The sequence below is a fragment of the Pseudomonas glycinis genome (genome assembly GCF_054871425.1).
Genome location: NZ_JBTYHF010000010.1, coordinates 83,453 through 109,541, shown reverse-complemented (window position 1 = coordinate 109,541; position 26,089 = coordinate 83,453). Strand labels below are relative to the sequence as shown.

Sequence of the window (26,089 nt, the reverse complement as noted above, 5' to 3'; positions counted from 1 at the left end):
ACCCGGAAAACCGGATCGGCTCGATAACAATCCCGAGGGATTATTACTTGCGGCTAGCTTTTTCCAGCATGCGCAGAGCACGCTCGTTAGCTTCGTCAGCAGTCTGTTGTGCTTTTTGAGCAGCAGCCAGAGCTTCATCAGCTTTACGGTAAGCTTCGTCTGCACGAGCCTGGGAGCGAGCAGCTGCGTCTTCAGTAGCGGTCAGACGTGCTTCGGTTTCTTTCGATGCGCTGCTGCAACCGGTAGCCAGAACTGCGGCCAGAGCCAGAGCAGAGAATTTCAGAACGTTGTTCATCGTGTTCCCCTTCAAGGACTTTCAAATTAAGTGGCTGTCTCCTCACGATTGAGGAAATAGCCGGCGTACATACTACCCATTACTTGTAGTAAGTAAACTGACGTAGCGCAAGAAGCAAAAAAAATTGTAGGCGTTGATTCTTTTTCGAGCAACTTTTAACTGCGCTGTATAAAAAATATCCAGCTGCAAGCCCCGGCGTGAGCGACTCAAACGGAAAAAGTTCCCGCCCTCGTGCGCTGTTTTTGCGACTTCGGCTAAAGTCTTTCTAAATGAATTCGTCCACACTTTTGTTCAGGTTCTGCGAAGCGCTTCGCGTATCTTTGTTGATGTACAGGTGACTTTAAAAAAGGTTGCACGTCTTAAGTCTCAACATTCCGGCAATGTTCAGGCAAACGGCACGCAAAGATTGTCTTGCGGCCGAACCTGCGACCATCGATGCCAATGCACGCAAACCATCCGATGACGAGCGTACCTTGAGCATTTTCGCCAATGGTGCCTACTATTCAGCAGGTGTCAGATTGCGCGAGATCGATGTGGCTCTTCTCAGTGTCCATCAGGCACGGGGTGGCGTAGATGTTCCTTCGCCGGAAAAACATCGGTAAGGTAGGGGTCACAATTCAAGACCCGCGAGGAGTAGTGATGAGCGAGGCGTTGTCCATCCACCATGACCAGGCTGGTCATCAATTCGAGACCACTGTGGACGGTCATCGTGCTTACCTGACCTACATGGATCTGGGCAAGCAGACCCTGGATATCTATCGCACCTTCGTGCCCAACGCCCTGCGCGGCCGTGGCATTGCCGCAGCGCTGACTGAACGCGCGCTGCAATACGCCGAAGAAATGGGCTACACGGTGATCCCGTCGTGCTCCTACGTCGAGCGCTACATGGAACGCCATCAGCGTCGCGCCGCGAAGATCTGAAACGCACACACAAAAACGCCGGACAATGTCCGGCGTTTTTTTATGCCCGTAAAACGCAGCTTACGTGCGCTGACGCTTCGGCAATACGTCCTTGAGCTTGGCGTGCATGCTGCGCAAGGTGTTTTCGGTAGCAGACCAATCGATGCAGGCATCGGTGATCGACACGCCGTATTGCAGGTCGGCGAGGTCTTTCGGGATTGCCTGGCAGCCCCAGTTCAAATGGCTCTCAACCATCAGACCGATGATCGACTGGTTGCCTTCGAGGATCTGGTTGGCGACGTTTTCCATCACCAGCGGTTGCAGGGCCGGGTCCTTGTTGGAGTTGGCGTGGCTGCAATCGACCATGATGTTCGGCTTGATCTTCGCTTTGTTCAGCGCCTGCTCGCACAGGGCCACGCTGACCGAATCATAGTTCGGCTTGCCATTACCGCCGCGCAGCACCACGTGACCGTAGGCGTTGCCTTTGGTGGTGACGATCGACACGCCACCTTCCTGGTTGATACCGAGGAAACGGTGCGGGCTGGACACCGACTGCAAGGCATTGATCGCCACGGTCAGGCCGCCATCGGTGCCGTTCTTGAAGCCGACGGCCGAGGACAGGCCGGAAGCCATTTCGCGGTGAGTCTGCGATTCGGTGGTACGCGCGCCGATGGCCGACCAGCTGATCAGATCCTGCAGATACTGCGGGGAGATCGGGTCGAGGGCTTCGGTCGCGGTCGGCAGGCCTTTCTCGGCCAGGTCGAGCAGCAACTGACGACCGATGTGCAGACCGTCCTGGATCTTGAACGAGTCGTCCAGATACGGATCGTTGATCAGACCTTTCCAGCCGACGGTGGTACGCGGCTTCTCGAAATACACGCGCATGACCAGATACAGGGTGTCGGAGACTTCCTCGGCGAGCACCTTGAGGCGATCGGCGTATTCGTGGGCAGCCTTGATGTCGTGAATCGAGCACGGGCCGATCACGACGAACAGACGGTGGTCGGTCCCATCGAGAATGTTGCGAATGACTTCGCGGCCCTTGGTGACGGTGCGCAGGGCGGCGTCGCTCAGGGGGATATCACGCTTGAGCTGATCGGGAGTGATCAGGGTCTCGTTAGAGGCGACGTTTAGGTCGTTGATCGGTAAATCAGCCATCGTTTACTCGTCAGGTCACGGGTGCCGGCCGCCAGCGATCCCCGCGCGGCGGAGCACAGCAGATTTAGCGCGTCGGGGGAGCCGAACCTTAGCGCGTCAGAGGCGGCTCGACAATGGGCAAACCATGCTTTAGTCCAGCGCTGGCTGCGCAAAAGCCTTGCGCAGGTTGTCGTGGGAGAACTCTTCGGCGTGCTCCTCGACCCATTGCAGGGCCAGCGCCTGACTATCCTGCAGATCGTCGTGGCTGTCCTGCATGCGTGAATAGCGTTCGATCTGACACACCTGCTCACCCATTCGCGCGCTGAACAGGGTCTGTTCGTCAGTGAAGGCGATGCCCACCAGATAGCCTTTTTTACGCCGCAGACACCAGGCCACATAGCCCGGATAACAGAAGTCGGCATTCAGCGTCGGCATGCGTACTTGCAGTGCAGTGCCGTGGCGCCAGGCGCGGTGGTAATTGCAAGCGATGCCGCCGAGGCTGATAGTGTGCAGCTGTTGTCTGGAAATGCATTCAGGCTTGAGTAACGTCAATTCAACCGGCACTTCGTCCGGATGAGGAATGAAACGTCCCATGAGCACAGACTCCCTGTGTCGGCCATCTGACATTGTTTCCCCCAGTATAGTGGTCGAATCCGAGCTGACCGACTTCGACGCCGACCAGCGGCTGCTGGCGATGCGCGGGGTTTCTCTGGTGATCTTCACCAGCGTCGGCTGCGCCAGTTGTCGTTATGCCCGCGAGGTGTTGCCAGGCATGCCGCTGGCAATCGATCGGCTGTGCTGGATCGACGCCGGCAACAACGGCGGCCTGGTCGAGCGTTATCAGGTGTTTCATTTGCCGGCGCTGTTTGTGGTGCGCGACGGCGAGTTCTTTGGCGCAGTGCACAGCCGCCTGACGGTTGCCGAGCTCAACCAGGCAGTGGCACAGGCGCTGGGTCGAATTGCAGAGGAGTTGCCATGAGCGAGACAGTCAGCAAACCGGTGGTGGGGATTATCGGCACCGGTGCGATCGGCGGGTTTTACGGGGTGATGCTGGCGCGTGCCGGTTTCGACGTGCATTTCTTGTTGCGCAGCGAATTTTCCGCAGTGGCTGAGCGCGGTTTGCAGATCAACAGTGCGGTGCATGGGCCGTTGACGCTGAATCCGGCCAATGCCTATTCCGCTGCCGAAGAAATGCCACCCTGTGACTGGCTGCTGGTCGGCACCAAGACCACCAGCAACGCCGGTCTGGCCCCGGCGATTATTCAAGCCGCTAAACCCGATGCAAAGGTGCTGTTGCTGCAGAACGGTCTGGATGTCGAAGACAGCCTGCGGCCGCTGTTGCCGGATTCGCTGCATCTGCTCGGTGGTCTGTGCCTGATCTGCGTGCACCGCGAAGGGCCGGGGCAGATTACCCATCAGGCCCTTGGCGCGGTGAATGTCGGTTATCACAGCGGCTCGGCCATTGATGAAGTAGCGCGCATGGCGATCGTCGAGGAGGGCGCCGGACTGTTCCGTGCCGCCGGCATCGACTCGCAGGCGATGGCCAACCTGCATCAGGCGCGCTGGCAGAAACTGGTGTGGAATATTCCCTATAACGGACTTTCGGTATTGCTCGGCGCGGGAACCGAAGCGCTGATGGCTGATGCTGACAGCCGCGTGTCGATTCAGGCGTTGATGGCGGAAGTGGTGCAGGGCGCCCGGGCCTGTGGATACGAGATCCCGCCCGGCTATGCCGAGTACCTGTTCACCATGACGGAAAAAATGCCCGATTACTGGCCGAGCATGTACCACGACTTTGCACACAAACGCCCGCTGGAGCTGGAGGCGATTTACGCCCGGCCACTGGCGGCGGCGAAAGCGGCGGGCTGCGAGTTGCCGCGCATTGAGACGCTGTATCGCCATTTGGGTTTTATCGACCGACGCAATACCTGAGTCGGTTGTTCTGGGGGAAGGCATGGCCAATAACATCGATGACAAACTGGTGCTGGCGATTTCCTCGCGCGCCTTGTTCGACCTGAGCGAAAGCCACAAGGTCTACCTGTCGAGCGGCGTCGAAGCCTATCGGCAATATCAGATCGAGCACGAAGACGAAATCCTCGCGCCGGGCGATGCGTTCCCGCTGGTGGAAAAACTCCTGAGCCTGAACAGCCGCCTCGGTCGCGCGCGGGTCGAGGTGATTCTGGTCTCGCGCAACAGCGCCGACACCGGTCTGCGCGTGTTCAATTCGATTCATCATTACGGCCTGGCGATTTCTCGTGCGGCGTTCGTCGGCGGGCGCAGTCCGTATCCGTATCTGAAAGCGTTTGGCTGCGACCTGTTTCTCTCGACCCATGCCGAAGACGTGCGTGCCGCGCTGGACGCCGGGTTCGCCGCCGCCACGATTCTGTCCGGTGGCGCCAGCCGCGCGGCCAGCGATGAATTGCGTATCGCCTTCGACGGTGATGCGGTGATCTTCTCGGACGAGTCCGAGCGCGTCTATCAGTCCGGCGGCCTGGAAGCGTTTCAGGCCAAGGAACGCGAATCGGCACGCGAGCCTTTGCGCGGTGGGCCGTTCAAGGGCTTTCTGGCAGCGCTCAATCTGTTGCAGCGCGAGTTTCCCGATGACGATTGCCCGATCCGCACGGCGCTGGTGACCGCGCGTTCGGCGCCGGCCCATGAGCGGGTGATCCGCACCTTGCGGGAATGGGATATTCGTCTCGATGAGTCGCTGTTTCTCGGTGGCCTGACCAAATCGGCGTTCCTCGAAGCCTTCGCCGCCGACGTGTTCTTCGATGACCAGACCGGTCATTGCGAACTGGCTCGCGAAGTGGTCGCCACCGGCCACGTGCCCCACGGCATCAGCAACGAACCGCCGATCTAGAGCCTTTTCATTCAGGACGTTGCGTCGCACGTCGTACTCGCCAAGGCACTGCTAAGCTGAATCAATCTCCGCCATCGTTGGCTCGCGAGGAGGTCCCATGATTCGCTCAATGCTGTATGCCACCGACCTCGGTCTGTACGCACCGTTCGTGATGCAGCATGCCCTGGCCTTGGCGCGCACGTTCAATGCCGATCTGTATGTAGTACACGCGGTGGAACCCATGGGTCTGTTTGCCGAGTCAGTGCTGCAAAGCTATCTCGACGAACAGGCATTGAACGAATTCCATAGTCAGGGTCTGAAAACAGTCATCGCCAATATCGAACAACGGGTGCTCGACAGCTTTCGTGAAGAACTGGGGGACGACGGCGAACAGGATCTGCAGCGCATACGCGCGGTGCGCGTGCTGCAGGGCGACCCGTCGCAGGTGATTCTCGACCAGGTGCACAAGCTCTCGGTCGATCTGCTGATCGTCGGCAGTCACAGCCATGGTGTCGGTGCGGAAACACCGTTGGGGCGCACGGCGGCGCGGGTTCTGCAATTGGCCAAGGTGCCGGTCTATCTGGTGCCGCTGATGGAACGCCGGCGGCGTGAGGATCGCTGAAGCAGGAATAATGGCGTTTTGATAAAAAAGTTCTAGATTTATTCTTCGAACCATTAATATAGTTATATACCGTCGCTGATGCCCGTGGCGTCTACCTGCTTTGAGGGATTGATATGAAGCTTCAACAACTGCGCTACATCTGGGAAGTGGCGCACCACGACCTCAACGTTTCCGCTACCGCTCAAAGCCTGTACACCTCGCAACCGGGCATCAGTAAGCAGATCCGCCTGCTGGAAGACGAGCTGGGCGTCGAAGTCTTCGCCCGCAGCGGCAAGCACCTGACCCGCGTCACCCCGGCCGGCGAGCGCATCATCACCACCGCTGGCGAGATCCTGCGCAAAGTCGAAAGCATCAAGCAGATTGCCCAGGAATTCTCCAACGAGAAGAAGGGCACCCTGTCGATCGCCACCACCCACACCCAGGCGCGTTATGCGCTGCCGCCGGTGATCAGCAATTTCATCAAGCAATACCCGGACGTGGCCCTGCACATGCATCAGGGCTCGCCGATGCAGATCGCCGAAATGGCCGCTGACGGCACCGTCGATTTCGCCATTGCCACTGAAGCGCTGGAGCTGTTCGGTGATCTGGTGATGATGCCGTGCTACCGCTGGAACCGCTGCGTGGTCGTACCCCATGGCCACCCGCTGACCAAGCTGCCGAAGCTGACCCTCGAAGCGCTGGCCGAATATCCGATCGTCACTTACGTGTTCGGTTTCACCGGCCGTTCCAAGCTCGACGAAGCCTTCAGCCATCGTGGCCTGACGCCGAAAGTGGTGTTCACTGCTGCTGACGCCGACGTGATCAAAACCTACGTGCGCCTGGGCCTAGGCGTAGGCATCGTGGCTAAAATGGCGGTCGATACCAAACTCGATAACGACCTGGTGGTACTGGATGCCAGCGAGCTGTTCGAGTCGAGCATCACCAAGATCGGTTTCCGTCGTGGCACCTTCCTGCGTGGCTTCATGTGCGACTTCATCGAGAAATTCGCCCCGCACCTGACCCGCGAAGTCATGGCCAAGGCCATTCAGTGCCACAACAAGCAAGAGCTCGAAGAGCTGTTCGACGGCGTCGAACTGCCCGTTCACTAAGCACCCGCTTCAGAGCACCTCGGTGACAGCAAATTGTTGCCGGGTGCCCGCCACCAGAATCTCCACCTCATCGCCCGCGAACTTGCCCAGCAGACTTTTGCCCAGCGGCGAGCGTGGGGTGATGACGGTGATCGGCTGACCGACCACGTCGACTTTCAGCCCCGCCGCATCCGGCGCCAGAAACAGCCATTGCTCGCGACCCTTTTCGTCCTCCAGACCGAGCAGGGCGCCGACTTCAATGCCGCGATTTTCATCGTAGGCACGCAACGTCAGGTTCTGACACAGCGCCAGTGACTGACGGATTTCCTCAACCCGCTTCGCCTGACCCGCCGCCAGATACGACGCCTCCAGCCCCAGCGTGTCGTATTTGTTTTCGGCGATGTTTTCTTCGTGGGTCGCGGTTTCGTAAGCGGTTTGCGCGGCGCGCTCGGCGATGTCGAGGTCGATGCGCAGCTTGTCGAGAATCAACTGGTGGACGCTGTGTTTGTTCATGATCAATCGCAGAATTGCAAAACGTTGGCGCGGCTCTTTTCGGTCGGCGCGGTCTGGTCCTGCTGCAGCCAGAACTGGCATTTCGGATTGGACGCGTTACGCGAATTGGCGCGCGCCTGATCCAGTCGGGCCTGCTGTTCATTCTTGCGCAGGTTTTCTTCGTACTGTTGGAACAGCGGACTTTGCGGCGGAATGTCAGGCTGAACCTGCACGGGCGCCACAGCCGGGGGATTGACGCGCTGCTGCACCGCTTGCGCGACAGGGGCCAGTTGCTCGGGAAAGATAAAGCGCGAAAGCAGCCAGCAGGTCAGCGCAATCGCCAGGAACCCCAGCCACAGGCCCAGCGCAATGCTGCCGGTCAGATGCAGCGCGCTAAGCTGAACAGGCAAGGGACGACGGGGATTGGGACGGTAGGGCATGGCGGCCTCCTGGCGGATGGTTGCGGGCAAGCGGCGATTGTCGCACGAAGATTAATCGCCGTCGGCTCTTCTGCGCGAGCGCATTTATGCGGACAATCGAGGTTTTTTGCCAACGGGAGAACGGCATGCCTGAAGCGAAACCCCGCTGGGACATTTTTTGCACCGTGGTCGATAACTTCGGTGACATCGGCGTGACGTGGCGCCTGGCCCGGCAGCTGGTGGCCGAGCATGCCTTGCCGGTGCACCTGTGGGTGGATGATCTGCGCGCGTTCGAGCGCCTCTGTCCTGAGATCGATGTCGACGTTGTGCAGCAATGGCAGCAGGGCGTCGAGGTGCGTCAGTGGCCGAGCGAGTGGCTGCACGCCGAGGCGGCCGACGTAGTCATCGCCGCCTTCGCCTGTCAGTTGCCCACTGATTACATGGACAGCATGGCTGCGCGGGAAACGCCGCCGCTGTGGCTCAACCTCGATTATCTCAGCGCCGAAGACTGGGTCACCGGCTGCCACGGCTTGCCGTCGGTAAAATACAAAACGGTGCAGAAGTTCTTTTTCTTTCCAGGCTTCAAACCGGGCACCGGTGGCCTGCTCCGCGAACGCGGACTGCTCGAACAGCGTCGCCAGTTTCAGCAGGATCGGCCGGCCCAGCGACATTTCCTGCAAGCCTTGGGTATCGATCCTGCTCCGGACGCGCAACTGATCTCGCTGTTTGCTTATGAAAACCCCGGGCTGGCCAGTTGGCTGGACGTGCTGGCGGCCGATGCACGGCCGACTCACCTGATGGTTCCGGAAGGGCGGATTCTCGGCGATGTGGCGCGCTGGCTGAATGTGGAAACCCTGACGGTCGGCGCGATTCATGTGCGCGAGTCCCTGACCGTGCAAGTGCTGCCGTTCGTCCGTCAGGACCAATACGACCATCTGCTCTGGTGCTGCGATTTCAACGCGGTGCGCGGTGAAGATTCATTCGTTCGCGCGCAATGGGCTGGGCGGCCGATGCTCTGGCACATCTATCAGCAGGACGATGACATCCATCTGGACAAGCTCGATGCTTTTCTCGCGCTCTACACTCACGGCCTTTCACCCGCTGCGGCGCAGGCGATGAACGGTCTGTGGCGAGCGTGGAGTGCCGGGCAACCGATCGGCGAGCACTGGCTGGCGGTGCGAAATTATTGGCCGGAACTCGAGGAGAACGCCGAAGCATGGTGTCTGGAACAGGCCTTGCAGGCGGATCTTGCCACGGCGCTGGTACAGTTTTATGTAAATTGGATATGATACGCGGCCTAGATTTTTGTAAATCCCATCCAAATTCGGATATTCGCAATGAAAACTGGTAAAGAACTCAAACCCGGTACCGTGATCCGTATCGACAACGATCCTTGGCTGGTTCAGAAAGCTGAATTCACCAAGTCGGGCCGTAACAGCGCGATCATGAAGACCAAGCTGAAGAACCTGCTGACCGGTTACAAGACCGAAACCGTTTACGGTGCGGACGACAAACTGGACGACGTGATCCTGGATCGTAAAGAAGCCACCCTGTCGTTCATCAGCGGTGACACCTACACGTTCATGGACACCACTGACTACACCATGTACGAACTGAACGCCGAAGACATCGAAAGCGTTCTGCCTTTCGTTGAAGAAGGCATGACCGACGTTTGCGAAGCCGTGTTCTTCGAAGAGCGCCTGGTTTCCGTAGAACTGCCGACCACCATCGTGCGTCAGGTTGACTACACCGAAGGCTCCGCTCGCGGTGACACTTCCGGCAAGGTGATGAAGCCTGCCAAACTGAAGAACGGTACCGAGCTGTCGGTTGCCGACTTCATCGAAATCGGCGACATGATCGAGATCGATACCCGCGAAGGCGGTTCCTACAAAGGCCGTGCGAAATAAGCACTGCTTTTTGCGGAAAGAAAAAACCCGACCATTGAGTCGGGTTTTTTTGTGCCTGTAAGAAACACTCGGAACCCTGTGGGAGCGAGCCTGCTCGCGAAAGCGGTGTGTCATGACCGGACGCTTTCGCGAGCAGGCTCGCTCCCACAATGGGACGGTGGTTACTTCAAGTGTTGCTTCAGTTCTTCAGACGCCTGCAACATCGCCGAACGCACCGCCGGTACCTGGCTGACCACGTTGAGCAAGCCGTAATCATGGATCATGCCGTTGTAGCGCACCGAAGTTACCGGTACTCCGGCCTCGTCGAGTTTGCGCGCATAGGCTTCGCCTTCATCACGCAGCACGTCGGCGCTGGCCGTCTGCACCAGTGCTGGCGGCAGGCCTTTGAGCTGTGCGGTGGTGGCGCGCAGCGGTGAAGCGTAGATCTCGTTGCGCTGTTTGGCGTCGGTGGTGTAGTTGTCCCAGAACCACTTCATCATGTTGCGGGTGAGGAAGTGCCCTTCGGCGTACTGGTTGTACGAACCGGTGTCGAAGTTGGCATCGGTCACCGGCCACAGCAGCACCTGGAATTTGATCGCCGGGGTGCCCTTGTCCTTGGCCATCAGCGCAACCACTGCGGCCATGTTGCCACCGACGCTGTTGCCGGCCACGGCCAGGCGCTTGCCGTCGACATTGATCTCTTTACCGTGTTCCGCCACCCATTTGGTCGCAGCGTAGGCCTGATTGATCGCCACCGGGTAATGCGCTTCCGGCGAAGGGGTGTAATTGACGAACACCGCCGCCGCCCCCGAACCGACCACCAGATCGCGCACCAGACGTTCGTGCGTCGGGAAGTCCCCCAGCACCCAGCCGCCGCCGTGGAAGAACATGAACACCGGCAGCTCACCCTTGACCCCGGCCGGCCGGACGATGGTCAGGCTCAGCGGTTGACCATCGACCTGGATGGTCTTCTCGCTGACATCGGCTTTGGGCAACGTCAACTTGACCCCGGACTGCGCGCTGACCAGCACGGCGCGGGCATCCTTGGGCGACAGCTGCTCGATCGGCTTGCCGCTGCCAGAATTCAGCGCATCGAGGAATGCCTGGGTGTTGTGTTCGACATCACCGGCGAAAGCGCTGTGTACCGACAGGGCGAGAAGGGTACCGGTCAAGACTTTGCTGAAAGTGTTCATGTTCATTTTTCCTTGTTCGGGCCGGGGGCTTGAGTGATTACACAGTCACGTGCAGACGGACATCGACGTTGCCACGGGTGGCGTTGGAGTACGGGCAGACCTGGTGAGCCGCGTCGACCAGCGACTGTGCGTCGGCTTGTTCCAGACCCGGCAGGCTGATGTGCAAATCGATGTCCAGACCGAAACCGCCAGGGATCTGGCCGATGCCGACATGGGCGGTGATCGACGCGTCGTCAGGAATCTTGCGTTTGGTCTGGCTGGCGACGAATTTCAGTGCGCCGATGAAGCAGGCCGAGTAACCGGCAGCGAACAGTTGCTCAGGGTTGGTCGCCGCGCCGCCAGCACCACCGAGTCCTTTCGGCGTGGCCAGTTTGACGTCGAGTACGTTGTCGCTGGAGATCGCACGACCGTCACGGCCGCCAGTGGAAGTTGCGATTGCGGTATAGAGAGTTTGCATGGTGTGAGCCTCATTGGTTGTGGTTTTGCGCGCTAATTGTTTGCGCGCTAAGTAGGTGTGAAGAGAATGTATAGCGCTAATGTTTAGCGCGCAAGATAAATTTTTAATAAAAATCGCGTTTTGCTCAAGGGCATGGCGTGGAAGGGGCGGGTAAGGCTTGATTTAGAGCGCTTGACGAGGGAATGCAGCGGGGAAAATTTTTTTTTGTTGGCGCTGAAATCACTGTGGGAGCGAGCCTGCTCGCGAAGGCGGTGGAACATTCAACGACTCGCTGTCTGATCGGACGCTTTCGCGAGCAGGCTCGCTCCCACAGGGGAATGTAGCGGGGCTTAATTCAGGCTGTCTTGCAGATGCCCGCGCAGCGCTTGCAGCTCTGCCTGCAATTTCTGCAGACGTTCAAGGGTGAAGCCACTGGCGCCAAGGATGCACTGCGGCACGGTCTGCGCCTTGTCACGCAAGGCGCGGCCTGCTGCGGTCAGTTCGACAATCACCACCCGCTCATCTTCACGACTGCGGGTGCGGCTGAGCAGGCCTTCGGCTTCCAGACGCTTGAGCAATGGCGTCAGCGATCCCGGATCGGTCAGCAGGCGTGCGCTGATTTCTCCGACAGTCAAGCCGTCCTTCTCCCACAACACCATCATCGCCAGATATTGCGGATAGGTCAGGCCCAGCGCCTGCAACAGCGGCTTGTAGACCTTGGTCATCATCAGCGAGGTCGAATGCAGGGCGAAGCACGCCTGATTGTCGAGCAGAAGGTCGTCGCAGTTGTCGCGTTCGCAAGTCATTGTCAAAGCCTTGATCGTTGATCGTTTTTTAATCTAGCGCTCGAATCTTTAAGGCGCCAGATAAATATGTCCGGCGTCAGTGCCGGGCGAATTGCCGTTGCAACGCCAGATCCCACGGCGGCACCGGGCTGAAGCGGGTTTTCAGGTATTCCAGCAACAACCGACTGCGCGAATGGACCTGCTGTTCCATGCGCAGCGCGTAAATGCCGGTGGACTCCGGCGGCGGCAGGCCGTTTTCACAAAACAGCGGCACCAGCTCGCCACGCAGCAAGTATTCGCTGGCCAGCCAGGTCGGCAGGTGTGCGACGCCCAGACCCGCCGCCGCGCCACACGCCAGGGCTTCGGCATTGTTGGCGCTCAGGCGCACCCGCGATGGCCGGTGCAATTGCATTTGCCCGTCCACTTCGAATTTCCAGGCAAACGGCGGCGCAAGGCCCTCCCAGTCGAGCCCGTCGTGTTCACTCAACTGCGCCGGGTGCTCGGGCACGCCACGCTGCTTGAGATAGTCAGGGCTGGCGCAGGCGACGCGGACCATGCTCGCCAATGGCGTGGCGACCAGGCGCGAGTCAGCCAACTGGCCGGTACGCAGCACCAGATCGACTTTGCCCAGGCTGCTGCCGGCCATGTCGCTGAAGCTGTCGATCAGGTGCATCTGCACATCCAGTCCCGGATACAGCAGGAGAAAATCGGCAATCACCGGCGCCAGATGCCGCCGCCCGAAGGCTGCTGGCGCATCGATGCGGATCAGGCCTTCCGGTGCACTGCTCAATGACACCGCTTCGGCACGCGCCAGTTGCAACTCGGCGATGATCCGTCGCGCCCGTTCGGCAAAGGCCAGGCCGGCCGAAGTCGGCAGCACGGCATGGGTGCTGCGCACGAACAGCTGACTGCCGACGGCACTTTCCAGGCTGTCGATGCGCCGGGCTACAGCGGAAGGCGTCAGCGGATGGCGGCGCGAAGCGGCAGAAAAGCTGCCACTCTCCAGCACATCGAGAAACAGGCCGAGCTGATCGGTCAATTGGTTGGGATTCATGGAAACCACGCTTGTGCAAAATCGGCATAGCCATTGTGCGTTGCTATGCGTTTCCCCGCTAGGCGCGAGTGCGTAGCATTGGCCGCCTGTCGTTAGAGGATTACCGTTGTGATGGATTTTCTGTTGTACCTGCTGTTCGGCGCCGCCCTGGGCACATTGGGCGGGATCTTTGGCATTGGCGGTGGCTTGATTGCGATTCCGTTGCTTGGCGTGTGGTTTGGGCTTGATCAGCAAATCGCCCAGGGCACGGCACTGGTGATGGTGGTACCGAACGTGATGCTGGCGCTGTGGCGTTATCACCAGCGCAATCGCATCGAATTGCGCCATGCGCTGCCGCTGGCGGTGATGGGTTTCTGCTTTGCCTGGCTTGGCTCGATCTGGGCGGTGGGCATCGATGCGCAGACCATGCGTATCGGCTTTGTCGCCTTTCTGGTGGCGCTGTCGGCCTACAACCTGTTGAAGATGTTCGGTCCGCGACCAGCGCCGACTGCCGAGATGCGCTATTCGTGGCCGTGGTTGGGCGTGCTCGGCGCCGCCTCAGGGACCATGGGCGGTTTGTTCGGCGTCGGCGGCGCAGTGGTGGCGACGCCGGTGCTGACCAGCCTGTTCGGCACCAGCCAAGTGGTCGCTCAGGGATTGTCGCTGGCGCTGGCCCTGCCGAGCACTGGTGTAACCCTGGTGACCTACGCCGTGCACCATGAAGTCGACTGGATGATCGGTCTGCCTCTGGCGGTCGGTGGTCTGCTCAGCATCAGTTGGGGCGTGAAAGTTGCCCACGCCATGCCGGAAAAAATTCTGCGCGGGCTGTTCTGCGGCTTCCTGGTGCTGTGTGCGGTGATGCTCGCGTTTAAAGTTTGAAGCCCTCGACAATGTGTTCGGCCAGGCACTCGGTGATCGGCGACGGGTTGTTCAGATTGCGGATCAGCATGATGCTCGCCTCGGGCAGCAGTGGCAGGTCTTCGGCGGCGCCAAGGATGCGCATGTCGGGGGTGATCAGACTCTCCAGTTGCGCGGTGATCGCCAGCCCTGCGCTGACCACGGCCATCAGCGCCGACAGGCTGCTGCTGTTGTAGGCGATGCGGTAATCGCGGCCCATCGCGTCCAGCGCATTGCACGCCCACAAGCGGCAGAAACAATCACTGTTGAACATCGCCAGGGGCAGCGGCGTCTGTTCATGGGCGCTGAAGTTCTGCGCCTCGGCCCAGACAAAGCGCTCCTTGCGCAGCAACTGGCCGATCTCGTTGCCCGGCTCACGGGTGACGATCGATAAGTCCAGATCAGTGCGTTGCAGCAACTGCTTGCTCGACTCGCAATGCACTTCGATCTGGATCAGCGGATAGAACTGCGCGAACCGCGACAGGATCCCCGGCAGAAAACGCATCACATAATCATCCGGCGTACCGATGCGCACGGTGCCGACCATGTGCGGCTCGCGCAGGGTGTTGAACACCTCACTGTGCAGTTTGAGGATGCGCCGCGCATAACCGAGCAGCACTTGGCCTTCAGCCGTAAGCCGCACCTGACGGCCATCGCGCTCGAACAGCTGGCGCTGCAACACGTCTTCTTCCAGACGTTTCATCTGCATGCTCACCGCCGACTGGGTGCGGTTGACCATCTCGCCGGCACGGGTGAAACCGCCCTGATCGGCAATCGCGACGAAGGTGCGCAGGACATCGGTATCGATACTGGGGTAGGCGGACAATTGATGAATCTCCGTGATGCATGCCATCAGAAACATTCGTTGGATTGATCTTAGCGCCGGCGAGAGACTTGAGCCATCCACAAAAGGAGGCAAGACGATGAAAGGTCAAAGAGAGTATGCAAGCCAAGAACAGCTGTCCGGCCACGGCCATATCGTGTCCGATCTGCTGCACAAATTCAGCCGTTGGTATGAGCTGCATCGTGAACGGGAAATGCTCGCCGGTCTGAGCGATGAGGCGCTGAAGGACATCGGCATCAGCCGCGCCGATGTCGAACACGAAACCGTGCGGCCGTTCTGGGACGACCCGATGCATAAATGATGAGGCTATCGCTACACAAACCCCTTTCAGGTGAGGTAGGTTGCGAGCAGACATGGAGGAATAAATGCCCGCGACAGTGTCCTTTTCCCTCAAACAGGCGCGACGTCTGGCGCTGGCCGCCCAAGGGTTCAACGGGCGCCAGCCGCCGACCGTCAATGCCAGTCATCTCAACCGGCTGATCGAACGGTTGGGCCTGCTGCAAATCGATTCCGTCAATGCCGTGGTGCGCTCGCACTACCTGCCGCTGTTTTCCCGTCTCGGCTCCTACCCCTCTGACTTGCTCGACCAGGCTGCCTGGAGTTCGGGGCGTCGGCGCACGCTGTTCGAATACTGGGGCCATGAAGCGTCGCTGTTGCCGCTGTCGATGTACCCGTTGCTGGGCTGGCGTATGCAACGGGCCAAGCGTGGCGAAGACATCTATCAGCAATTGGCGAGGTTTGGTCGCGAACAGCAGGAAACCATTCGCCGCGTGCTGACTGCGGTTGAGGAGCGGGGCGCGCTGGGTGCCGGCAGTCTGTCGACCCGCGAAGACAAGGCCGGGCCATGGTGGGACTGGAGCGCTGAGAAACATGCGCTGGAATGGTTGTTTGCCGCCGGTGAGGTCACAGTGGCGGGGCGACGCGGTTTCGAGCGCTTGTACGATTTGCCCGAGCGGGTGATTCCTGCTGCGATCCTGCAACAGCCCACGCCGGACGAGACCGAGGCGCAACGCGGTTTGCTGTTGCATGCGGCGCAAGCATTGGGCGTTGGTACGGAAAAAGACCTGCGCGATTACTTTCGCCTGAGCCCTGCGGATGCTCGGCCGCGTCTGGCTGAGTTGGTTGAAGCTGGTCAATTGCAGATGTGTGAAGTCGCCGACTGGCGGCAGATCGCCTATTGCCTGCCGGAGCCCAAAGTGCCGCGCAAGGTCATTGCCAGTGCGCTGCTGTCGCCGTTCGACTCGCTGATCTGGGAACGCAGCCGCACTGAGCGTTTGTTCGATTTCCGCTATCGCCTGGAAATCTACACACCGCAGCCCAAGCGGGTTTACGGCTATTATGTGCTGCCGTTTTTGCACAACGAGCGGATCGCCGCGCGGGTTGATCTGCGTGCCGAACGGGCGGCAGGGCAGTTGGCGGTGCATGCGGTGCATGAGGAAGAATCGGGACTGGACGAGGAGGGCATGCTGGCGCTGGCACTGAATCTGCGGCGGATGGCGGGTTGGCTGGGGCTTGAGCGGGTGCAGTTGAATTGTCAGCGCGAGAGTGCGGGGCGGTTGCGGGGGGCATTGGCGCGGATTGAGGTTGCCTGAGCCGGCGCTTTCGCGAGCAGGCTCGCTCCCACAGGGAAACGCATTGCAAATGTGGGAGCGAGCCTGCTCGCGAACGGGGGCGACGCTGTCTAACGGCGAACTTGCTTCAGGGTTTCGGCAATCAAAAACGCCAATTCCAGCGACTGGTCAGCATTCATCCGTGGATCGCAGTGGGTGTGATAACGGTCGGACAAGCCGTCCTCGGTAATCGGTCGGGCGCCGCCGATGCACTCGGTGACATTCTGTCCGGTCATCTCGATATGGATGCCGCCGGCATAGCTGCCTTCCGCTTCGTGCACCTGGAAGAACTGCTTCACCTCGCCAAGGATCTGTGCGAAGTCACGGGTCTTGTAGCCGCTGCTGGCCTTGATGGTGTTGCCGTGCATCGGGTCGGAGCTCCACAGCACTTGCTTGCCTTCGCGCTGCACCGCACGGATCAGTGCCGGCAGATGATCGCCGACCTTGTTCGCACCCATCCGCGCAATCAGGTTGAGGCGCCCCGGATCGTTGTCCGGGTTGAGCACGTCGATCAGGCGGATCAGATCATCAGGGTTCATGCTCGGGCCGACTTTGACGCCGATCGGGTTGTTCACCCCCCGCAGGAATTCAACGTGCGCGCCGTCGAGCTGGCGGGTGCGGTCGCCGATCCACAGCATGTGCGCCGAGCAATCGTAGTAATCGTTGGTCAGGCTGTCGCGGCGTACGAAGGCTTCTTCGTAGTTCAGCAGCAACGCTTCGTGGGCGGTGAAGAAACTGGTTTCGCGCAGTTGCGGCGAGCTGTCCATGCCGCAGGCGCGCATGAACGCGAGGGTTTCATCGATGCGGTCGGCGAGGTGGCTGTACTTCTCCGCCAGCGCCGAGTTGGCGATGAAATCCAGGTTCCACTTGTGCACTTGATGCAGGTCGGCAAAACCGCCCTGGGCGAAAGCGCGCAACAGGTTCAAGGTTGCTGTGGACTGATGATAGGACTGCAGCAAACGCTCCGGATCCGGCACGCGGCTCTTTTCGTCGAAGCCGATGCCGTTGACGATGTCGCCACGGTAGGCCGGCAGGGTTACGCCGCCGATGGTTTCGTCGTTGGCCGAACGCGGTTTGGCGAACTGGCCGGCCATGCGCCCGACCTTGACCACCGGGCAGCCAGCGGCGAAGGTCATGACGATTGCCATTTGCAGCAACACTTTGAAGGTGTCGCGGATCTTCGCGGCGGAAAATTCGGCGAAGCTTTCCGCGCAATCGCCGCCCTGCAACAGAAACGCGCGACCCTGGGTGACTTCGGCGAACTGGCGGCGCAGCTCGCGCGCTTCGCCGGCGAACACCAGCGGCGGATAGCTGGCCAGGGTCTGCTCGACCTGGCGCAGGTGCGCGGCGTCGGGGTATTGCGGTTGTTGCTGGATCGGCAGGGCGCGCCAGCTGTCAGGGCTCCACGGTTGGCTCATCACGGTCTCGAAGTTCATACGCAGGGAAGCGCCATGTTAGCAGCAATTAGTGCGTGACCTGCTCCCGCCCCATCGCCGACAATCGCCGCTTTGCCACGGCGCCACAGCGGTGCCATCGCGTCACCGCGCCCGGTGACCATCAGGAGACGAAATGACTGAGGAGCGCGTCGAGCATCTGCTCGCCGAAGTACAGGATGAGTTCGGCGTGATTCGCGTGCTGGAAGTGGCCGATTACCGCTTTCTCGAGTTCGGCGATGCGATCGAGCAGAGCTGCGTGTTCACCGCCGACCCGAGCTGGCTGGAGTACGACTACACCCGCGCCATGCTGATCGGCGCGCTGTGCCACGAGCAGCCGGAGAGTGCGCTGTTTCTCGGTTTGGGCGCGGGCACGCTGACCCAGGCTTGCCTGAAGTTTCTGCCGCTGGAAGACGTCGAAGCCATCGAACTGCGCCCGGACGTGCCGCGTCTGGCCATCGAGTACCTCGGTCTGGATGACGATCCGCGGTTGTACATCCGCGTCGGCGATGCGCTGGAATTGCTGCCGACTGCCGAGCCGGCGGATCTGATTTTCGTCGACCTCTATACCGATGTTGGTCCCGGTGTCGGGCATCTGGCCTGGAGTTTTCTCGGCGATTGTCAGAAGCGCCTGAATCCGGGCGGCTGGCTGGTGATCAACCAGTGGGCCACCGACGATGGCAAACCGCTGGGCGCGGCATTGTTGCGCGGGCTCTATCACCGGCATTACTGGGAGTTGCCGGTGAAGGAGGGCAACGTGATTCTGATCGTTCCGTCGGATCTCGATCAGGCGCTGGACATGCAGGCGCTGACCCAACGAGCCGAAGCGCTGGCGCCGCAGCTGGGTTATTCGTTGCAGTCGTTGATCAACGCGATTCGCCCGGCGACCTGAGCCGGCAGTACCGCCCCCTTCGCGAGCAGGCTCGCTCCCACATTTGAAATGCATTCTCCCTGTGGGAGCGAGCCTGCTCGCGAAGAGGCCCTGACAGGCAGCAGAATCTTCAGGCGCCTTTGAAGATCCCCGGACGCCGCTCCACCAACGATCGCACCCCCTCCCGGGCATCCTCAGTGGCGAGCAACTTCTTCACCAGCGCCGGTAACGCCTGCGCCGCCGCTGTCTCACCCTCATAACGCGCCTGTCGCGCTGACATCAAGGTCGCCTGCACGCCCAACGGTGCCTGCCGGGCAATCCGTTCGGCCAGCTCGATCGCGCGGGGCAGCAAATCTTCGCTGGCCATCACTTCCTGGACCAAACCCAGATGCAACGCATCGTGGGCATCGAACTCATCGCCAGTGAGCAACCAGCGCATCGCATTGCCCCAGCCGGCAATCTGCTGGAAACGCAAAGTCGCGCCGCCAAACGGAAAGATCCCACGCTGCACTTCCATCTGCGCGAAGCGGGTATTGCTCGCGCACAGGTTGATGTCCGCCGCCAGCATCAGCTCGATGCCGATGGTCAGGCAGTAACCCTGCGCGGCGACGATGACCGGTTTGCTCACCCGTGGGCCGACGAAAACGCCCCAGGGATCGCAGCCGCCGCTCGGAACCTGCCAACCTTCGGCCAGCGCCGCGCTGGCATTGACCAGATCGAGCCCGGCGGTGAAGTGTTCGCCATGGCCGAACACCACGGCGACCCGCGCTTCGCGGTCGGCTTCGAATTCGCCGTAGGCCAGGCTCAGGTCGTTGAGCAGGTCGATATCGAAAGCGTTGCGCTTGGCCGCCCGATCGAGGCCGATCAAGTGCACATGACCACGACGTTCTCGGCTGACGCGGCCGGCGCAGGGCTGATTCATGGCTAAATCCTCAAGCAGGAAGGCGGGTGCGCGGCGCTTTGCCGCAGGTCGGTGAACCGTTTAAGCGTCATCGCCCGCAGGGCCGGGCCTTTGCAAAATAGACCGTTGCGCGATTATCCGCAAAACCCCGTTACACGGCGGTGACACACGGATAAGGGCCACAAAAAAAGCTCCCTTTTCGGGCGAAATCCGGTATAGTGCGCGCCGGCCTTTAACCGGGCCGCGTTTAGGTAGCGCATTTCCCGAAGTCAGCTTCGGCTGCACGTCCGCATTGCGGGCTCTTCCTTGACGATTCATCTTCATTCATTCGTTTTCGCAAATCCCCGCCGACAAAGCTGCCAGGGCGACTCTTGAGTCTCAACACGGCATGCGCAGCTTTGGAGCATGGGTCTTTGCGGATGCACTTAGAGGCAGACCCATGACCCAGGAAACCGGCGGATTCGCCGCTTTTAATCTCAACCCGAATATTCTTGCAGCCGTCGCAGCGACTGGCTACGAAGAGCCTTCGGCGATTCAGCAGCAATCGATCCCGATCATCATGGCCGGCCAGGACATGATTGGCCAGGCGCAAACCGGTACCGGTAAAACCGCCGCGTTCGCACTGCCTATCCTGCACCGCATCGATCCTGCCAAGCGCGAACCGCAAGCCCTGATCCTGGCGCCAACCCGAGAGTTGGCGCTGCAAGTAGCAACCGCTTTTGAAACCTACGCCAAGCAAATGCCAGGCGTTACCGTCGTGGCTGTCTACGGCGGCGCGCCGATGGGCCCGCAACTCAAGGCAATCCGTAATGGCGCACAGATTGTTGTCGCTACTCCGGGTCGTCTGTGCGACCACCTGCGTCGCGACGAGAAAGTCCTGTCGACCGTGAACCATCTGGTTCTCGACGAAGCTGACGAAATGTTGAAGCTGGGCTTCATGGATGACCTGGAAGTCATCTTCAAGGCTCTGCCATCGACCCGCCAGACCGTGCTGTTCTCGGCGACCCTGCCGCAGTCGATCCGCGCCATTGCCGAACGCCACCTGCGCGATCCGCAACACGTCAAGATCCAGACCAAGACCCAGACCGTTACCGCGATCGAACAGGCTCACCTGTTGGTTCACGCCGACCAGAAAACCTCGGCCGTACTCAGCCTGCTGGAAGTCGAAGACTTCGACGCCCTGATCATGTTCGTGCGCACCAAGCAAGCGACCCTGGACCTGGCCAGCGCCCTCGACGCCAAAGGCTACAAAGCCGCCGCGTTGAACGGTGATATCGCCCAGAACCAGCGTGAGCGCGTCATCGACTCGCTCAAGGATGGCCGTCTGGACATCGTTGTCGCGACCGACGTTGCTGCCCGTGGTCTGGACGTTCCGCGCATCACTCACGTGTTCAACGTTGACATGCCGTACGACCCGGAATCCTACGTGCACCGTATCGGCCGTACCGGCCGTGCCGGTCGCGAAGGTCGTGCACTGCTGCTGGTGACTCCACGTGAGCGCCGCATGCTGCAAGTGATCGAGCGCGTAACCGGGCAGAAAGTTGCCGAAGTACGCCTGCCAGACGCTCAAGCCGTTCTCGATGCACGCATCAAGAAACTGACCAACAGCCTGTCGCCGCTGGTTGCTGATGCCGAATCGACTCACGGTGAACTGCTTGATCGCCTGACTGCCGACATCGGTTGCACCCCGCGTGCACTGGCTGCTGCGCTGCTGCGCAAGGCTACCAACGGTCAAGCGCTGAACCTGGCAGCGATCGAGAAGGAACGTCCACTGGTGCCGAACAACGCACCGCGTGGCGACCGTCCTGAGCGTTCCGGTGATCGTCCTGATCGTGGTGACCGCGAGCGTCGCGCGCCAATGCCTTTGGGCGAAGGCCGTGCTCGTTGCCGTACCGCGCTGGGTGCGCGTGACGGTATCGCTGCGAAAAACCTGCTGGGCGCCATCCTCAACGAAGGCGGTCTGGCCCGTGAAGCGATCGGTCGCATCCAGGTCCGTGACAGCTTCAGCCTCGTCGAACTGCCGGAAGAAGGTCTGGAAAAGCTCCTGACCAAGCTGAAGGACACTCGCGTGGCTGGTAAGCAGCTCAAGCTGCGTCGCTACCGCGAAGATTGATCCGCCTTTGGGCTGATTGATCGAACATAAAAAATCCCCGACTGGTTCGGGGATTTTTTTTGCCTGCTTTTTGGGTTTACACAAACCCCTGTGGGAGCTGGCTTGCCAGCGATGACGTCAGCCGAAGCGATAAATATCCATACCCAGCGCCCCCATCGTGAAACCCTGATGCGCCACGCTGAAAACCCCGCCAGCACCGCGAGCAAAATACAACGGCAACAAATGCTCATCACTCGGGTGACTGCGCACCGCATTTGGCGCCTGCTGGCGATAATCATGCAGCGCCGTTTCATCGTCGGCCGCCAGTTTGTCGATCATCCAGTCACGAAAATCCCGCGCCCACGGTTCAATGCTTTCCGGGCCGGCATGCCAGTCCAGCTCGCGGAGGTTGTGGGTGATGCTGCCGGAGCCGATCAACAGAATGCCGTGTTCGCGCAGGCTCGCCAGCGCACGGCCAACCCGCGTCTGTAACGCCGGCCCGCCACGACTCGGCAGCGAGACCTGCACCACCGGAAGGTCGGCCTGCGGATACATCAACGACAGTGGCACCCAAACACCATGATCAAACGGTCGTTGCGGATCGAGCCGCGCCGGCAAGTCATGGGCGTTCAGCAGTTCAGCCACTTCGGCGGCCAGCTGCGGATTGCCCGGTGCCGGGTACTGAACTTCAAACAGCGCACGGGGGAAACCGCCGAAGTCGTGCCAGGTTTCCGGATGCGGGTGGCTGCTGACCAGCAGTTCCTGGCTTTCCCAGTGCGCCGAGACGATGACGATGGCTTTGGGGCGCGGTAGTTCAGCGGCTAGTCGCGCCAGTGCCGGGCCGCTGGCACCGGGCTCCAGCGCGAGCATCGGTGAACCGTGGGAGATAAACAGGCTGGGCAACATGGACGGGCTCCTGAGCGCTAAGATGAACCATCTTCAGTCAGATCACCGATCTGAATCCAATATAAGTTTCTGCGGTTTTTCATCGGTTTTTCGGGAGTGATCCATGCAGCCTGAGTTTTGGTACAAGAAATGGGATTCGAACCAGATCGGCTTTCATCAGGCCGAGGCCAACCCGTATTTGCAGCGCTACTGGCCGGAGCTGGCGATTGCACCGTCGGCACGCGTGCTGGTGCCGCTGTGCGGGAAAAGTCTGGATCTGCTCTGGCTTGCCGGGCAGGGACATCAGGTGCTTGGAGTGGAGCTAGCGGAAAAGGCTGTCGAGGAGTTTTTCAGCGATCATCGATTGCAGCCGCAGATCAGCGAGCAGGGCGCATTCAAGGTTTATCGCACTGTTGCGTTCGAATTGTGGTGTGGTGATTTTTTTGCGCTGACGGCAGAGGATGTTGCTGGTTGCACGGCGCTGTACGACCGCGCCGCGCTGATTGCCTTGCCGGACGCGATGCGCCAGCGCTATGCGGCGCATCTGCAGCACTTGCTGGCGCCGGAGATGAAAGGGCTGGTGATTACCCTGGATTACGATCAGACGCAGATTCCCGGGCCGCCGTTTGCGGTGAATGATGATGAGGCGCAGCGGCTGCTGGGCCAGGGTTGGCAGCTGGAGAAACTGGAAGAGCGGGATATTCTGGCTGAGAGCCCGAAGTTTCAGCAGGGCGGGGTTGAGTGGTTGGTGGAGCGGGTTTATCGGGTTTCTTCCAGATAGTTTTCTGTCAGCAGCTCCGGCGTCTTCGCGAGCAGGCTCGCTCCCACAGTGGGATGCATTCCAAAGGTGGGAGCGAGCCTGCTCGCGAATGGGGCTTTGCCGACAACGCATGATCTGGAGATACAAAAAAAGGCCCGCATCGCTGCGGGCCTTCTTTTTCACTTCGGTCAAATCAACCGCGACGACGCAGTGCGTCAATACGCTCTTCCAGCGGCGGGTGGCTCATGAACATGCGGGCGAAGCCCTGTTTGATGCCACCGTTGATGCCGAAGGCGTTCAGGGTATCGGGCATGTGCACCGGCAGGCCCTGTTCGGCACGCAGGCGTTGCAGAGCGCCAATCATCGCGCTGGTACCGGCCAGGCGGGCGCCGGCTTCGTCGGCACGGAATTCGCGCTTGCGCGAGAACCACATGACGATTGCGCTGGCGAGGATGCCCAGCACCAGTTCGGCGAAGATGGTCGCCACGTAGTAGGCGATGCCCTGGCCTTCTTCGTTCTTGAAGATGACCTTGTCGACGAAGTTACCGATGATCCGCGCGAAGAACATCACGAAGGTGTTCACCACGCCCTGGATCAACGCCAGCGTGACCATGTCGCCGTTGGCGACGTGACCGATTTCGTGGGCCAGTACGGCTTTCACTTCATCGGGCGAGAATCGCTCGAGCAGGCCCTGGCTGACCGCGACGAGCGCGTCGTTCTTGTTCCAGCCGGTAGCGAAAGCATTCGCTTCGTAGGCCGGGAAAATCCCGACTTCAGGCATCTTGATCCCGGCTTCCCGGGACAATTGCTCGACCGTTTGCAGCAGCCATTGCTCATGACGAGTGCGTGGCTGGCTGATGATTTGCGTACCGGTGCTCATCTTCGCCATCCACTTGGAGATGAACAGCGAGAACAGCGAGCCGGCGAAACCAAAGACCGCACAGAAGACCAGCAGCTGACTGAGGTCGAGGTCGACCCCGTTGGCCGCCATGAACCCGTTGAAGCCGAACAGGCTCAGGGTGATGCTGGCTATCAGCACGACCGCCAGGTTAGTGGCCAAAAACAGCAGGATGCGCATCATGGTTGTAGAACTCTCCTCAAGCTAAAGATGTAGCGTACTGCGGGGTATATAAGGTGCGGCACCGGGCTATTCAACCGAGTGACTATTTCAAACTGTGTCCTACAGCGGTTTCCTGAGCAAAAAGAAAATTCCCACCCTCGATTCCGACACGGATGACACAGCCTTTCGCCCCGCCGCCATTAGGTCAGATACGTCTGTACGGCTCGCATCGCAAGTGTAGAAGGGCTGCAAAGGCGCGGAACAAAGATGTGTTGCTGAATCAGACAGTGCGCAACAGCCAATCCGTTGCGCACTGCTGGCCCATTACTGGCGGTAGGACTTGAGGAAGTTGCCGATGCGGCCGATGGCCATTTCCAGATCATCGACGCGCGGCAGGGTGACCACGCGGAAGTGATCCGGCCACGGCCAGTTGAACGCCGTGCCCTGCACAACCAGCAGCTTCTCGGAAAGCAGCAGATCAAGCACGAACTTCTCGTCGTTGTGGATCGGGCAGACCTTCGGGTCGATTTTCGGGAACGCGTACAACGCGCCCATCGGCTTCACGCAGCTGACGCCGGGAATATCGTTAAGCAACTCCCAGGTGCGGTTACGCTGCTCCAGCAGGCGACCCTGCGGCAGCACCAGATCGTTGATGCTCTGGTAGCCCCCCAGCGCGGTCTGGATCGCGTGCTGGCTCGGCACGTTGGCGCACAGGCGCATGTTGGCCAGCATGTCGATGCCTTCGATGTAACTCTGCGCGTTGTGTTTCGGCCCGGAAATGGCAATCCAGCCGGAGCGGAAACCGGCCACGCGGTAGGATTTCGACAGGCCGTTGAAGGTCAGGCAGAGCAGGTCCGGGGCCAGCGAAGCGGTGCAGATGTGCACGGCGTCGTCATAGAGAATCTTGTCGTAGATCTCATCGGAGAACACCACCAGATTATGCGCCCGGGCGATTTCCAGCATGCCCAGCAACACTTCCTTCGAGTAAACCGCACCGGTCGGGTTGTTCGGGTTGATGATCACCATGGCCTTGGTGTTCGGGGTGATCTTGGCCTTGATGTCGGCCAGATCCGGGAACCAGTCGGCGCCTTCGTCGCACAGATAATGCACAGCGTTACCGCCAGCGAGGCTGACGGCAGCGGTCCACAGCGGATAGTCCGGGGCTGGCACCAGCACTTCGTCGCCGTTGTTGAGCAGCGCCTGCAGCGACATCACGATAAGCTCGGACACACCGTTGCCCAGGTAGATGTCTTCGATGCCGACACCTTCAACCTGCTTCTGCTGGTAGTACTGCATCACCGCCTTGCGCGCGCTGAACAGGCCTTTGGAATCGCTGTAGCCCTGCGCGGTCGGCAGGTTGCGGATCACGTCCTGGAGGATTTCGTCCGGCGCTTCGAAACCAAACGGCGCCGGGTTGCCGATGTTCAGCTTGAGGATGCGCTGGCCTTCCTCTTCCAGTCGTTTGGCGTGCTTGAGCACCGGGCCGCGAATGTCGTAGCAGACGTTGGCGAGCTTGTTCGATTTGCTGAACTGCATGGCGATGTGATCCCGAAAATGAACGATCCAGGCGGCAAATGGACAACCGTACTGGGATTGCTGCGTCTTCGCACAGGCGGAGGTCTGGCGCTTTTG

30 protein-coding genes are annotated in these 26,089 nt (G+C 60.2%); 14 read left to right on the top strand and 16 right to left on the bottom strand.

The genetic code is table 11. The features are described 5' to 3' along the window. Positions 1-43 precede the first annotated feature (43 nt). Positions 44-295, bottom strand: coding sequence for an outer membrane lipoprotei OprI (oprI, locus tag ACYSTU_RS22790; protein WP_003183784.1), 252 nt, complete (start codon positions 293-295; stop codon positions 44-46). Between the two features lie 639 nt (positions 296-934). Between oprI and ACYSTU_RS22785 the strand changes: the two genes are divergently transcribed. Next, positions 935-1,216 carry a GNAT family N-acetyltransferase gene (locus tag ACYSTU_RS22785; protein ID WP_016770879.1) on the top strand — a complete coding sequence of 94 codons (282 nt, stop codon included), beginning with the start codon at positions 935-937 and terminating at the stop codon, positions 1,214-1,216. A 60-nt stretch (positions 1,217-1,276) separates the two neighbouring features. Here ACYSTU_RS22785 and ACYSTU_RS22780 read toward each other — a convergent pair whose 3' ends face one another. Both ACYSTU_RS22780 and ACYSTU_RS22775 read right to left on the bottom strand, forming a co-directional pair. Then, the gene (locus tag ACYSTU_RS22780; protein ID WP_016770878.1) at positions 1,277-2,353 is read right to left on the bottom strand and encodes a 3-deoxy-7-phosphoheptulonate synthase; all 1,077 of its coding nucleotides are present in this window, start codon (positions 2,351-2,353) and stop codon (positions 1,277-1,279) included. Positions 2,354-2,482: 129 nt separating this feature from the next. Continuing rightward, complete coding sequence (locus ACYSTU_RS22775; RefSeq protein ID WP_024013780.1) at positions 2,483-2,926, bottom strand: PilZ domain-containing protein; 444 nt, start codon at positions 2,924-2,926, stop codon at positions 2,483-2,485. On the opposite strand from ACYSTU_RS22775, the gene ACYSTU_RS22770 reads away from it, so the two are divergent. From ACYSTU_RS22770 to cysB, 5 genes are all read left to right on the top strand, one after another. Then, positions 2,925-3,311: a thioredoxin family protein gene (locus ACYSTU_RS22770; RefSeq protein WP_110601540.1), complete on the top strand. Its 387-nt coding sequence runs from the start codon at positions 2,925-2,927 to the stop codon at positions 3,309-3,311. The two genes, ACYSTU_RS22775 and ACYSTU_RS22770, sit on opposite strands and share 2 nt — an antisense overlap. Beyond that, positions 3,308-4,264, top strand: a complete 957-nt coding sequence (locus tag ACYSTU_RS22765) for a putative 2-dehydropantoate 2-reductase (RefSeq protein WP_110601538.1) — start codon at positions 3,308-3,310, stop codon at positions 4,262-4,264. The genes ACYSTU_RS22770 and ACYSTU_RS22765 overlap by 4 nt, the downstream gene beginning before the upstream one ends. A gap of 22 nt (positions 4,265-4,286) precedes the next feature. Next, positions 4,287-5,192, top strand: coding sequence for a 5'-nucleotidase (locus ACYSTU_RS22760; RefSeq protein WP_024013777.1), 906 nt, complete (start codon positions 4,287-4,289; stop codon positions 5,190-5,192). A gap of 97 nt (positions 5,193-5,289) precedes the next feature. Next, positions 5,290-5,793, top strand: coding sequence for a universal stress protein (locus tag ACYSTU_RS22755; protein ID WP_016770874.1), 504 nt, complete (start codon positions 5,290-5,292; stop codon positions 5,791-5,793). 113 nt (positions 5,794-5,906) lie between these two features. Further along, entirely contained in the window at positions 5,907-6,881 is a 975-nt protein-coding gene (gene cysB / locus ACYSTU_RS22750; RefSeq protein WP_016770873.1) for an HTH-type transcriptional regulator CysB, read from the top strand. A gap of 9 nt (positions 6,882-6,890) precedes the next feature. Here the strand turns inward: cysB and ACYSTU_RS22745 are convergent, their stop codons facing one another. Both ACYSTU_RS22745 and ACYSTU_RS22740 read right to left on the bottom strand, forming a co-directional pair. After that, the gene (locus ACYSTU_RS22745) at positions 6,891-7,373 is read right to left on the bottom strand and encodes a GreA/GreB family elongation factor (protein ID WP_024013776.1); all 483 of its coding nucleotides are present in this window, start codon (positions 7,371-7,373) and stop codon (positions 6,891-6,893) included. A 2-nt stretch (positions 7,374-7,375) separates the two neighbouring features. After that, positions 7,376-7,792, bottom strand: coding sequence for a hypothetical protein (locus ACYSTU_RS22740; protein ID WP_056788478.1), 417 nt, complete (start codon positions 7,790-7,792; stop codon positions 7,376-7,378). A 125-nt stretch (positions 7,793-7,917) separates the two neighbouring features. On the opposite strand from ACYSTU_RS22740, the gene earP reads away from it, so the two are divergent. Both earP and ACYSTU_RS22730 read left to right on the top strand, forming a co-directional pair. Further along, entirely contained in the window at positions 7,918-9,060 is a 1,143-nt protein-coding gene (gene earP / locus ACYSTU_RS22735; protein WP_264365583.1) for an elongation factor P maturation arginine rhamnosyltransferase EarP, read from the top strand. A 48-nt stretch (positions 9,061-9,108) separates the two neighbouring features. Then, entirely contained in the window at positions 9,109-9,678 is a 570-nt protein-coding gene (locus tag ACYSTU_RS22730) for an elongation factor P (protein WP_003226785.1), read from the top strand. 161 nt (positions 9,679-9,839) lie between these two features. Here the strand turns inward: ACYSTU_RS22730 and ACYSTU_RS22725 are convergent, their stop codons facing one another. From ACYSTU_RS22725 to ACYSTU_RS22705, 5 genes are all read right to left on the bottom strand, one after another. Next, positions 9,840-10,850, bottom strand: coding sequence for an alpha/beta hydrolase (locus tag ACYSTU_RS22725; RefSeq protein ID WP_281120607.1), 1,011 nt, complete (start codon positions 10,848-10,850; stop codon positions 9,840-9,842). A 37-nt stretch (positions 10,851-10,887) separates the two neighbouring features. Next, positions 10,888-11,307 (bottom strand): organic hydroperoxide resistance protein, encoded by a 420-nt coding sequence (locus ACYSTU_RS22720; protein WP_264365581.1) that lies wholly within the window; start codon positions 11,305-11,307, stop codon positions 10,888-10,890. 83 nt (positions 11,308-11,390) lie between these two features. Next, positions 11,391-11,567, bottom strand: coding sequence for a hypothetical protein (locus ACYSTU_RS22715; protein WP_499001717.1), 177 nt, complete (start codon positions 11,565-11,567; stop codon positions 11,391-11,393). A 69-nt stretch (positions 11,568-11,636) separates the two neighbouring features. Continuing rightward, complete coding sequence (locus ACYSTU_RS22710) at positions 11,637-12,092, bottom strand: MarR family winged helix-turn-helix transcriptional regulator (RefSeq protein WP_073472431.1); 456 nt, start codon at positions 12,090-12,092, stop codon at positions 11,637-11,639. 76 nt (positions 12,093-12,168) lie between these two features. Next, entirely contained in the window at positions 12,169-13,125 is a 957-nt protein-coding gene (locus ACYSTU_RS22705; protein ID WP_016770867.1) for a LysR family transcriptional regulator, read from the bottom strand. 111 nt (positions 13,126-13,236) lie between these two features. On the opposite strand from ACYSTU_RS22705, the gene ACYSTU_RS22700 reads away from it, so the two are divergent. Next, positions 13,237-13,983: a sulfite exporter TauE/SafE family protein gene (locus tag ACYSTU_RS22700; RefSeq protein WP_221264894.1), complete on the top strand. Its 747-nt coding sequence runs from the start codon at positions 13,237-13,239 to the stop codon at positions 13,981-13,983. Here the strand turns inward: ACYSTU_RS22700 and ACYSTU_RS22695 are convergent. After that, positions 13,973-14,827, bottom strand: a complete 855-nt coding sequence (locus ACYSTU_RS22695) for a LysR substrate-binding domain-containing protein (RefSeq protein ID WP_172667885.1) — start codon at positions 14,825-14,827, stop codon at positions 13,973-13,975. The two genes, ACYSTU_RS22700 and ACYSTU_RS22695, sit on opposite strands and share 11 nt — an antisense overlap. A 97-nt stretch (positions 14,828-14,924) precedes the next feature. On the opposite strand from ACYSTU_RS22695, the gene ACYSTU_RS22690 reads away from it, so the two are divergent. Both ACYSTU_RS22690 and ACYSTU_RS22685 read left to right on the top strand, forming a co-directional pair. Beyond that, entirely contained in the window at positions 14,925-15,146 is a 222-nt protein-coding gene (locus ACYSTU_RS22690) for a DUF1127 domain-containing protein (RefSeq protein ID WP_016770864.1), read from the top strand. A 64-nt stretch (positions 15,147-15,210) separates the two neighbouring features. Then, positions 15,211-16,437, top strand: coding sequence for a winged helix-turn-helix domain-containing protein (locus tag ACYSTU_RS22685; protein ID WP_264365580.1), 1,227 nt, complete (start codon positions 15,211-15,213; stop codon positions 16,435-16,437). A gap of 89 nt (positions 16,438-16,526) precedes the next feature. Here ACYSTU_RS22685 and ACYSTU_RS22680 read toward each other — a convergent pair whose 3' ends face one another. Beyond that, the gene (locus tag ACYSTU_RS22680; RefSeq protein WP_038861070.1) at positions 16,527-17,873 is read right to left on the bottom strand and encodes a class II 3-deoxy-7-phosphoheptulonate synthase; all 1,347 of its coding nucleotides are present in this window, start codon (positions 17,871-17,873) and stop codon (positions 16,527-16,529) included. A 151-nt stretch (positions 17,874-18,024) separates the two neighbouring features. On the opposite strand from ACYSTU_RS22680, the gene ACYSTU_RS22675 reads away from it, so the two are divergent. Further along, positions 18,025-18,780: a spermidine synthase gene (locus tag ACYSTU_RS22675; protein WP_125926341.1), complete on the top strand. Its 756-nt coding sequence runs from the start codon at positions 18,025-18,027 to the stop codon at positions 18,778-18,780. Positions 18,781-18,889: 109 nt separating this feature from the next. Here the strand turns inward: ACYSTU_RS22675 and ACYSTU_RS22670 are convergent, their stop codons facing one another. Beyond that, entirely contained in the window at positions 18,890-19,681 is a 792-nt protein-coding gene (locus ACYSTU_RS22670; protein ID WP_024013767.1) for a crotonase/enoyl-CoA hydratase family protein, read from the bottom strand. A 418-nt stretch (positions 19,682-20,099) separates the two neighbouring features. Here ACYSTU_RS22670 and ACYSTU_RS22665 point away from each other — a divergent pair, with 418 nt between their 5' ends. Further along, the gene (locus tag ACYSTU_RS22665) at positions 20,100-21,773 is read left to right on the top strand and encodes a DEAD/DEAH box helicase (RefSeq protein WP_016770859.1); all 1,674 of its coding nucleotides are present in this window, start codon (positions 20,100-20,102) and stop codon (positions 21,771-21,773) included. Between the two features lie 117 nt (positions 21,774-21,890). Here ACYSTU_RS22665 and ACYSTU_RS22660 read toward each other — a convergent pair whose 3' ends face one another. Beyond that, a complete protein-coding gene (locus ACYSTU_RS22660) occupies positions 21,891-22,658 on the bottom strand; it encodes a DODA-type extradiol aromatic ring-opening family dioxygenase (RefSeq protein ID WP_123443528.1) in 768 nt (255 codons plus the stop codon). A 103-nt stretch (positions 22,659-22,761) separates the two neighbouring features. Here ACYSTU_RS22660 and ACYSTU_RS22655 point away from each other — a divergent pair, with 103 nt between their 5' ends. Continuing rightward, the gene (locus ACYSTU_RS22655) at positions 22,762-23,418 is read left to right on the top strand and encodes a thiopurine S-methyltransferase (RefSeq protein WP_264365579.1); all 657 of its coding nucleotides are present in this window, start codon (positions 22,762-22,764) and stop codon (positions 23,416-23,418) included. Between the two features lie 172 nt (positions 23,419-23,590). Here the strand turns inward: ACYSTU_RS22655 and htpX are convergent, their stop codons facing one another. After that, the gene (gene htpX, locus ACYSTU_RS22650) at positions 23,591-24,478 is read right to left on the bottom strand and encodes a protease HtpX (protein ID WP_007908619.1); all 888 of its coding nucleotides are present in this window, start codon (positions 24,476-24,478) and stop codon (positions 23,591-23,593) included. Between the two features lie 303 nt (positions 24,479-24,781). Beyond that, on the bottom strand, positions 24,782-25,993 hold the full coding sequence (locus ACYSTU_RS22645) for a pyridoxal phosphate-dependent aminotransferase (RefSeq protein ID WP_016770856.1): 1,212 nt from the start codon (positions 25,991-25,993) through the stop codon (positions 24,782-24,784). Between the last annotated feature and the right edge of the window lie 96 nt (positions 25,994-26,089).

Bases quoted from the DNA above. Each gene is read 5' to 3' on its own strand.
- oprI (WP_003183784.1), bottom strand. From the start codon at position 295: ATGAACAACGTTCTGAAATTCTCTGCTCTGGCTCTGGCCGCAGTTCTG.
- ACYSTU_RS22785 (WP_016770879.1), top strand. From the start codon at position 935: ATGAGCGAGGCGTTGTCCATCCACCATGACCAGGCTGGTCATCAATTC.
- ACYSTU_RS22780 (WP_016770878.1), bottom strand. From the start codon at position 2,353: ATGGCTGATTTACCGATCAACGACCTAAACGTCGCCTCTAACGAGACC.
- ACYSTU_RS22770 (WP_110601540.1), top strand. From the start codon at position 2,925: ATGAGCACAGACTCCCTGTGTCGGCCATCTGACATTGTTTCCCCCAGT.
- ACYSTU_RS22775 (WP_024013780.1), bottom strand. From the start codon at position 2,926: ATGGGACGTTTCATTCCTCATCCGGACGAAGTGCCGGTTGAATTGACG.
- ACYSTU_RS22765 (WP_110601538.1), top strand. From the start codon at position 3,308: ATGAGCGAGACAGTCAGCAAACCGGTGGTGGGGATTATCGGCACCGGT.
- ACYSTU_RS22760 (WP_024013777.1), top strand. From the start codon at position 4,287: ATGGCCAATAACATCGATGACAAACTGGTGCTGGCGATTTCCTCGCGC.
- ACYSTU_RS22755 (WP_016770874.1), top strand. From the start codon at position 5,290: ATGATTCGCTCAATGCTGTATGCCACCGACCTCGGTCTGTACGCACCG.
- cysB (WP_016770873.1), top strand. From the start codon at position 5,907: ATGAAGCTTCAACAACTGCGCTACATCTGGGAAGTGGCGCACCACGAC.
- ACYSTU_RS22745 (WP_024013776.1), bottom strand. From the start codon at position 7,373: ATGAACAAACACAGCGTCCACCAGTTGATTCTCGACAAGCTGCGCATC.
- ACYSTU_RS22740 (WP_056788478.1), bottom strand. From the start codon at position 7,792: ATGCCCTACCGTCCCAATCCCCGTCGTCCCTTGCCTGTTCAGCTTAGC.
- earP (WP_264365583.1), top strand. From the start codon at position 7,918: ATGCCTGAAGCGAAACCCCGCTGGGACATTTTTTGCACCGTGGTCGAT.
- ACYSTU_RS22730 (WP_003226785.1), top strand. From the start codon at position 9,109: ATGAAAACTGGTAAAGAACTCAAACCCGGTACCGTGATCCGTATCGAC.
- ACYSTU_RS22725 (WP_281120607.1), bottom strand. From the start codon at position 10,850: ATGAACACTTTCAGCAAAGTCTTGACCGGTACCCTTCTCGCCCTGTCG.
- ACYSTU_RS22720 (WP_264365581.1), bottom strand. From the start codon at position 11,307: ATGCAAACTCTCTATACCGCAATCGCAACTTCCACTGGCGGCCGTGAC.
- ACYSTU_RS22715 (WP_499001717.1), bottom strand. From the start codon at position 11,567: ATGTTCCACCGCCTTCGCGAGCAGGCTCGCTCCCACAGTGATTTCAGC.
- ACYSTU_RS22710 (WP_073472431.1), bottom strand. From the start codon at position 12,092: ATGACTTGCGAACGCGACAACTGCGACGACCTTCTGCTCGACAATCAG.
- ACYSTU_RS22705 (WP_016770867.1), bottom strand. From the start codon at position 13,125: ATGAATCCCAACCAATTGACCGATCAGCTCGGCCTGTTTCTCGATGTG.
- ACYSTU_RS22700 (WP_221264894.1), top strand. From the start codon at position 13,237: ATGGATTTTCTGTTGTACCTGCTGTTCGGCGCCGCCCTGGGCACATTG.
- ACYSTU_RS22690 (WP_016770864.1), top strand. From the start codon at position 14,925: ATGAAAGGTCAAAGAGAGTATGCAAGCCAAGAACAGCTGTCCGGCCAC.
- ACYSTU_RS22685 (WP_264365580.1), top strand. From the start codon at position 15,211: ATGCCCGCGACAGTGTCCTTTTCCCTCAAACAGGCGCGACGTCTGGCG.
- ACYSTU_RS22680 (WP_038861070.1), bottom strand. From the start codon at position 17,873: ATGAGCCAACCGTGGAGCCCTGACAGCTGGCGCGCCCTGCCGATCCAG.
- ACYSTU_RS22675 (WP_125926341.1), top strand. From the start codon at position 18,025: ATGACTGAGGAGCGCGTCGAGCATCTGCTCGCCGAAGTACAGGATGAG.
- ACYSTU_RS22670 (WP_024013767.1), bottom strand. From the start codon at position 19,681: ATGAATCAGCCCTGCGCCGGCCGCGTCAGCCGAGAACGTCGTGGTCAT.
- ACYSTU_RS22665 (WP_016770859.1), top strand. From the start codon at position 20,100: ATGACCCAGGAAACCGGCGGATTCGCCGCTTTTAATCTCAACCCGAAT.
- ACYSTU_RS22660 (WP_123443528.1), bottom strand. From the start codon at position 22,658: ATGTTGCCCAGCCTGTTTATCTCCCACGGTTCACCGATGCTCGCGCTG.
- ACYSTU_RS22655 (WP_264365579.1), top strand. From the start codon at position 22,762: ATGCAGCCTGAGTTTTGGTACAAGAAATGGGATTCGAACCAGATCGGC.
- htpX (WP_007908619.1), bottom strand. From the start codon at position 24,478: ATGATGCGCATCCTGCTGTTTTTGGCCACTAACCTGGCGGTCGTGCTG.
- ACYSTU_RS22645 (WP_016770856.1), bottom strand. From the start codon at position 25,993: ATGCAGTTCAGCAAATCGAACAAGCTCGCCAACGTCTGCTACGACATT.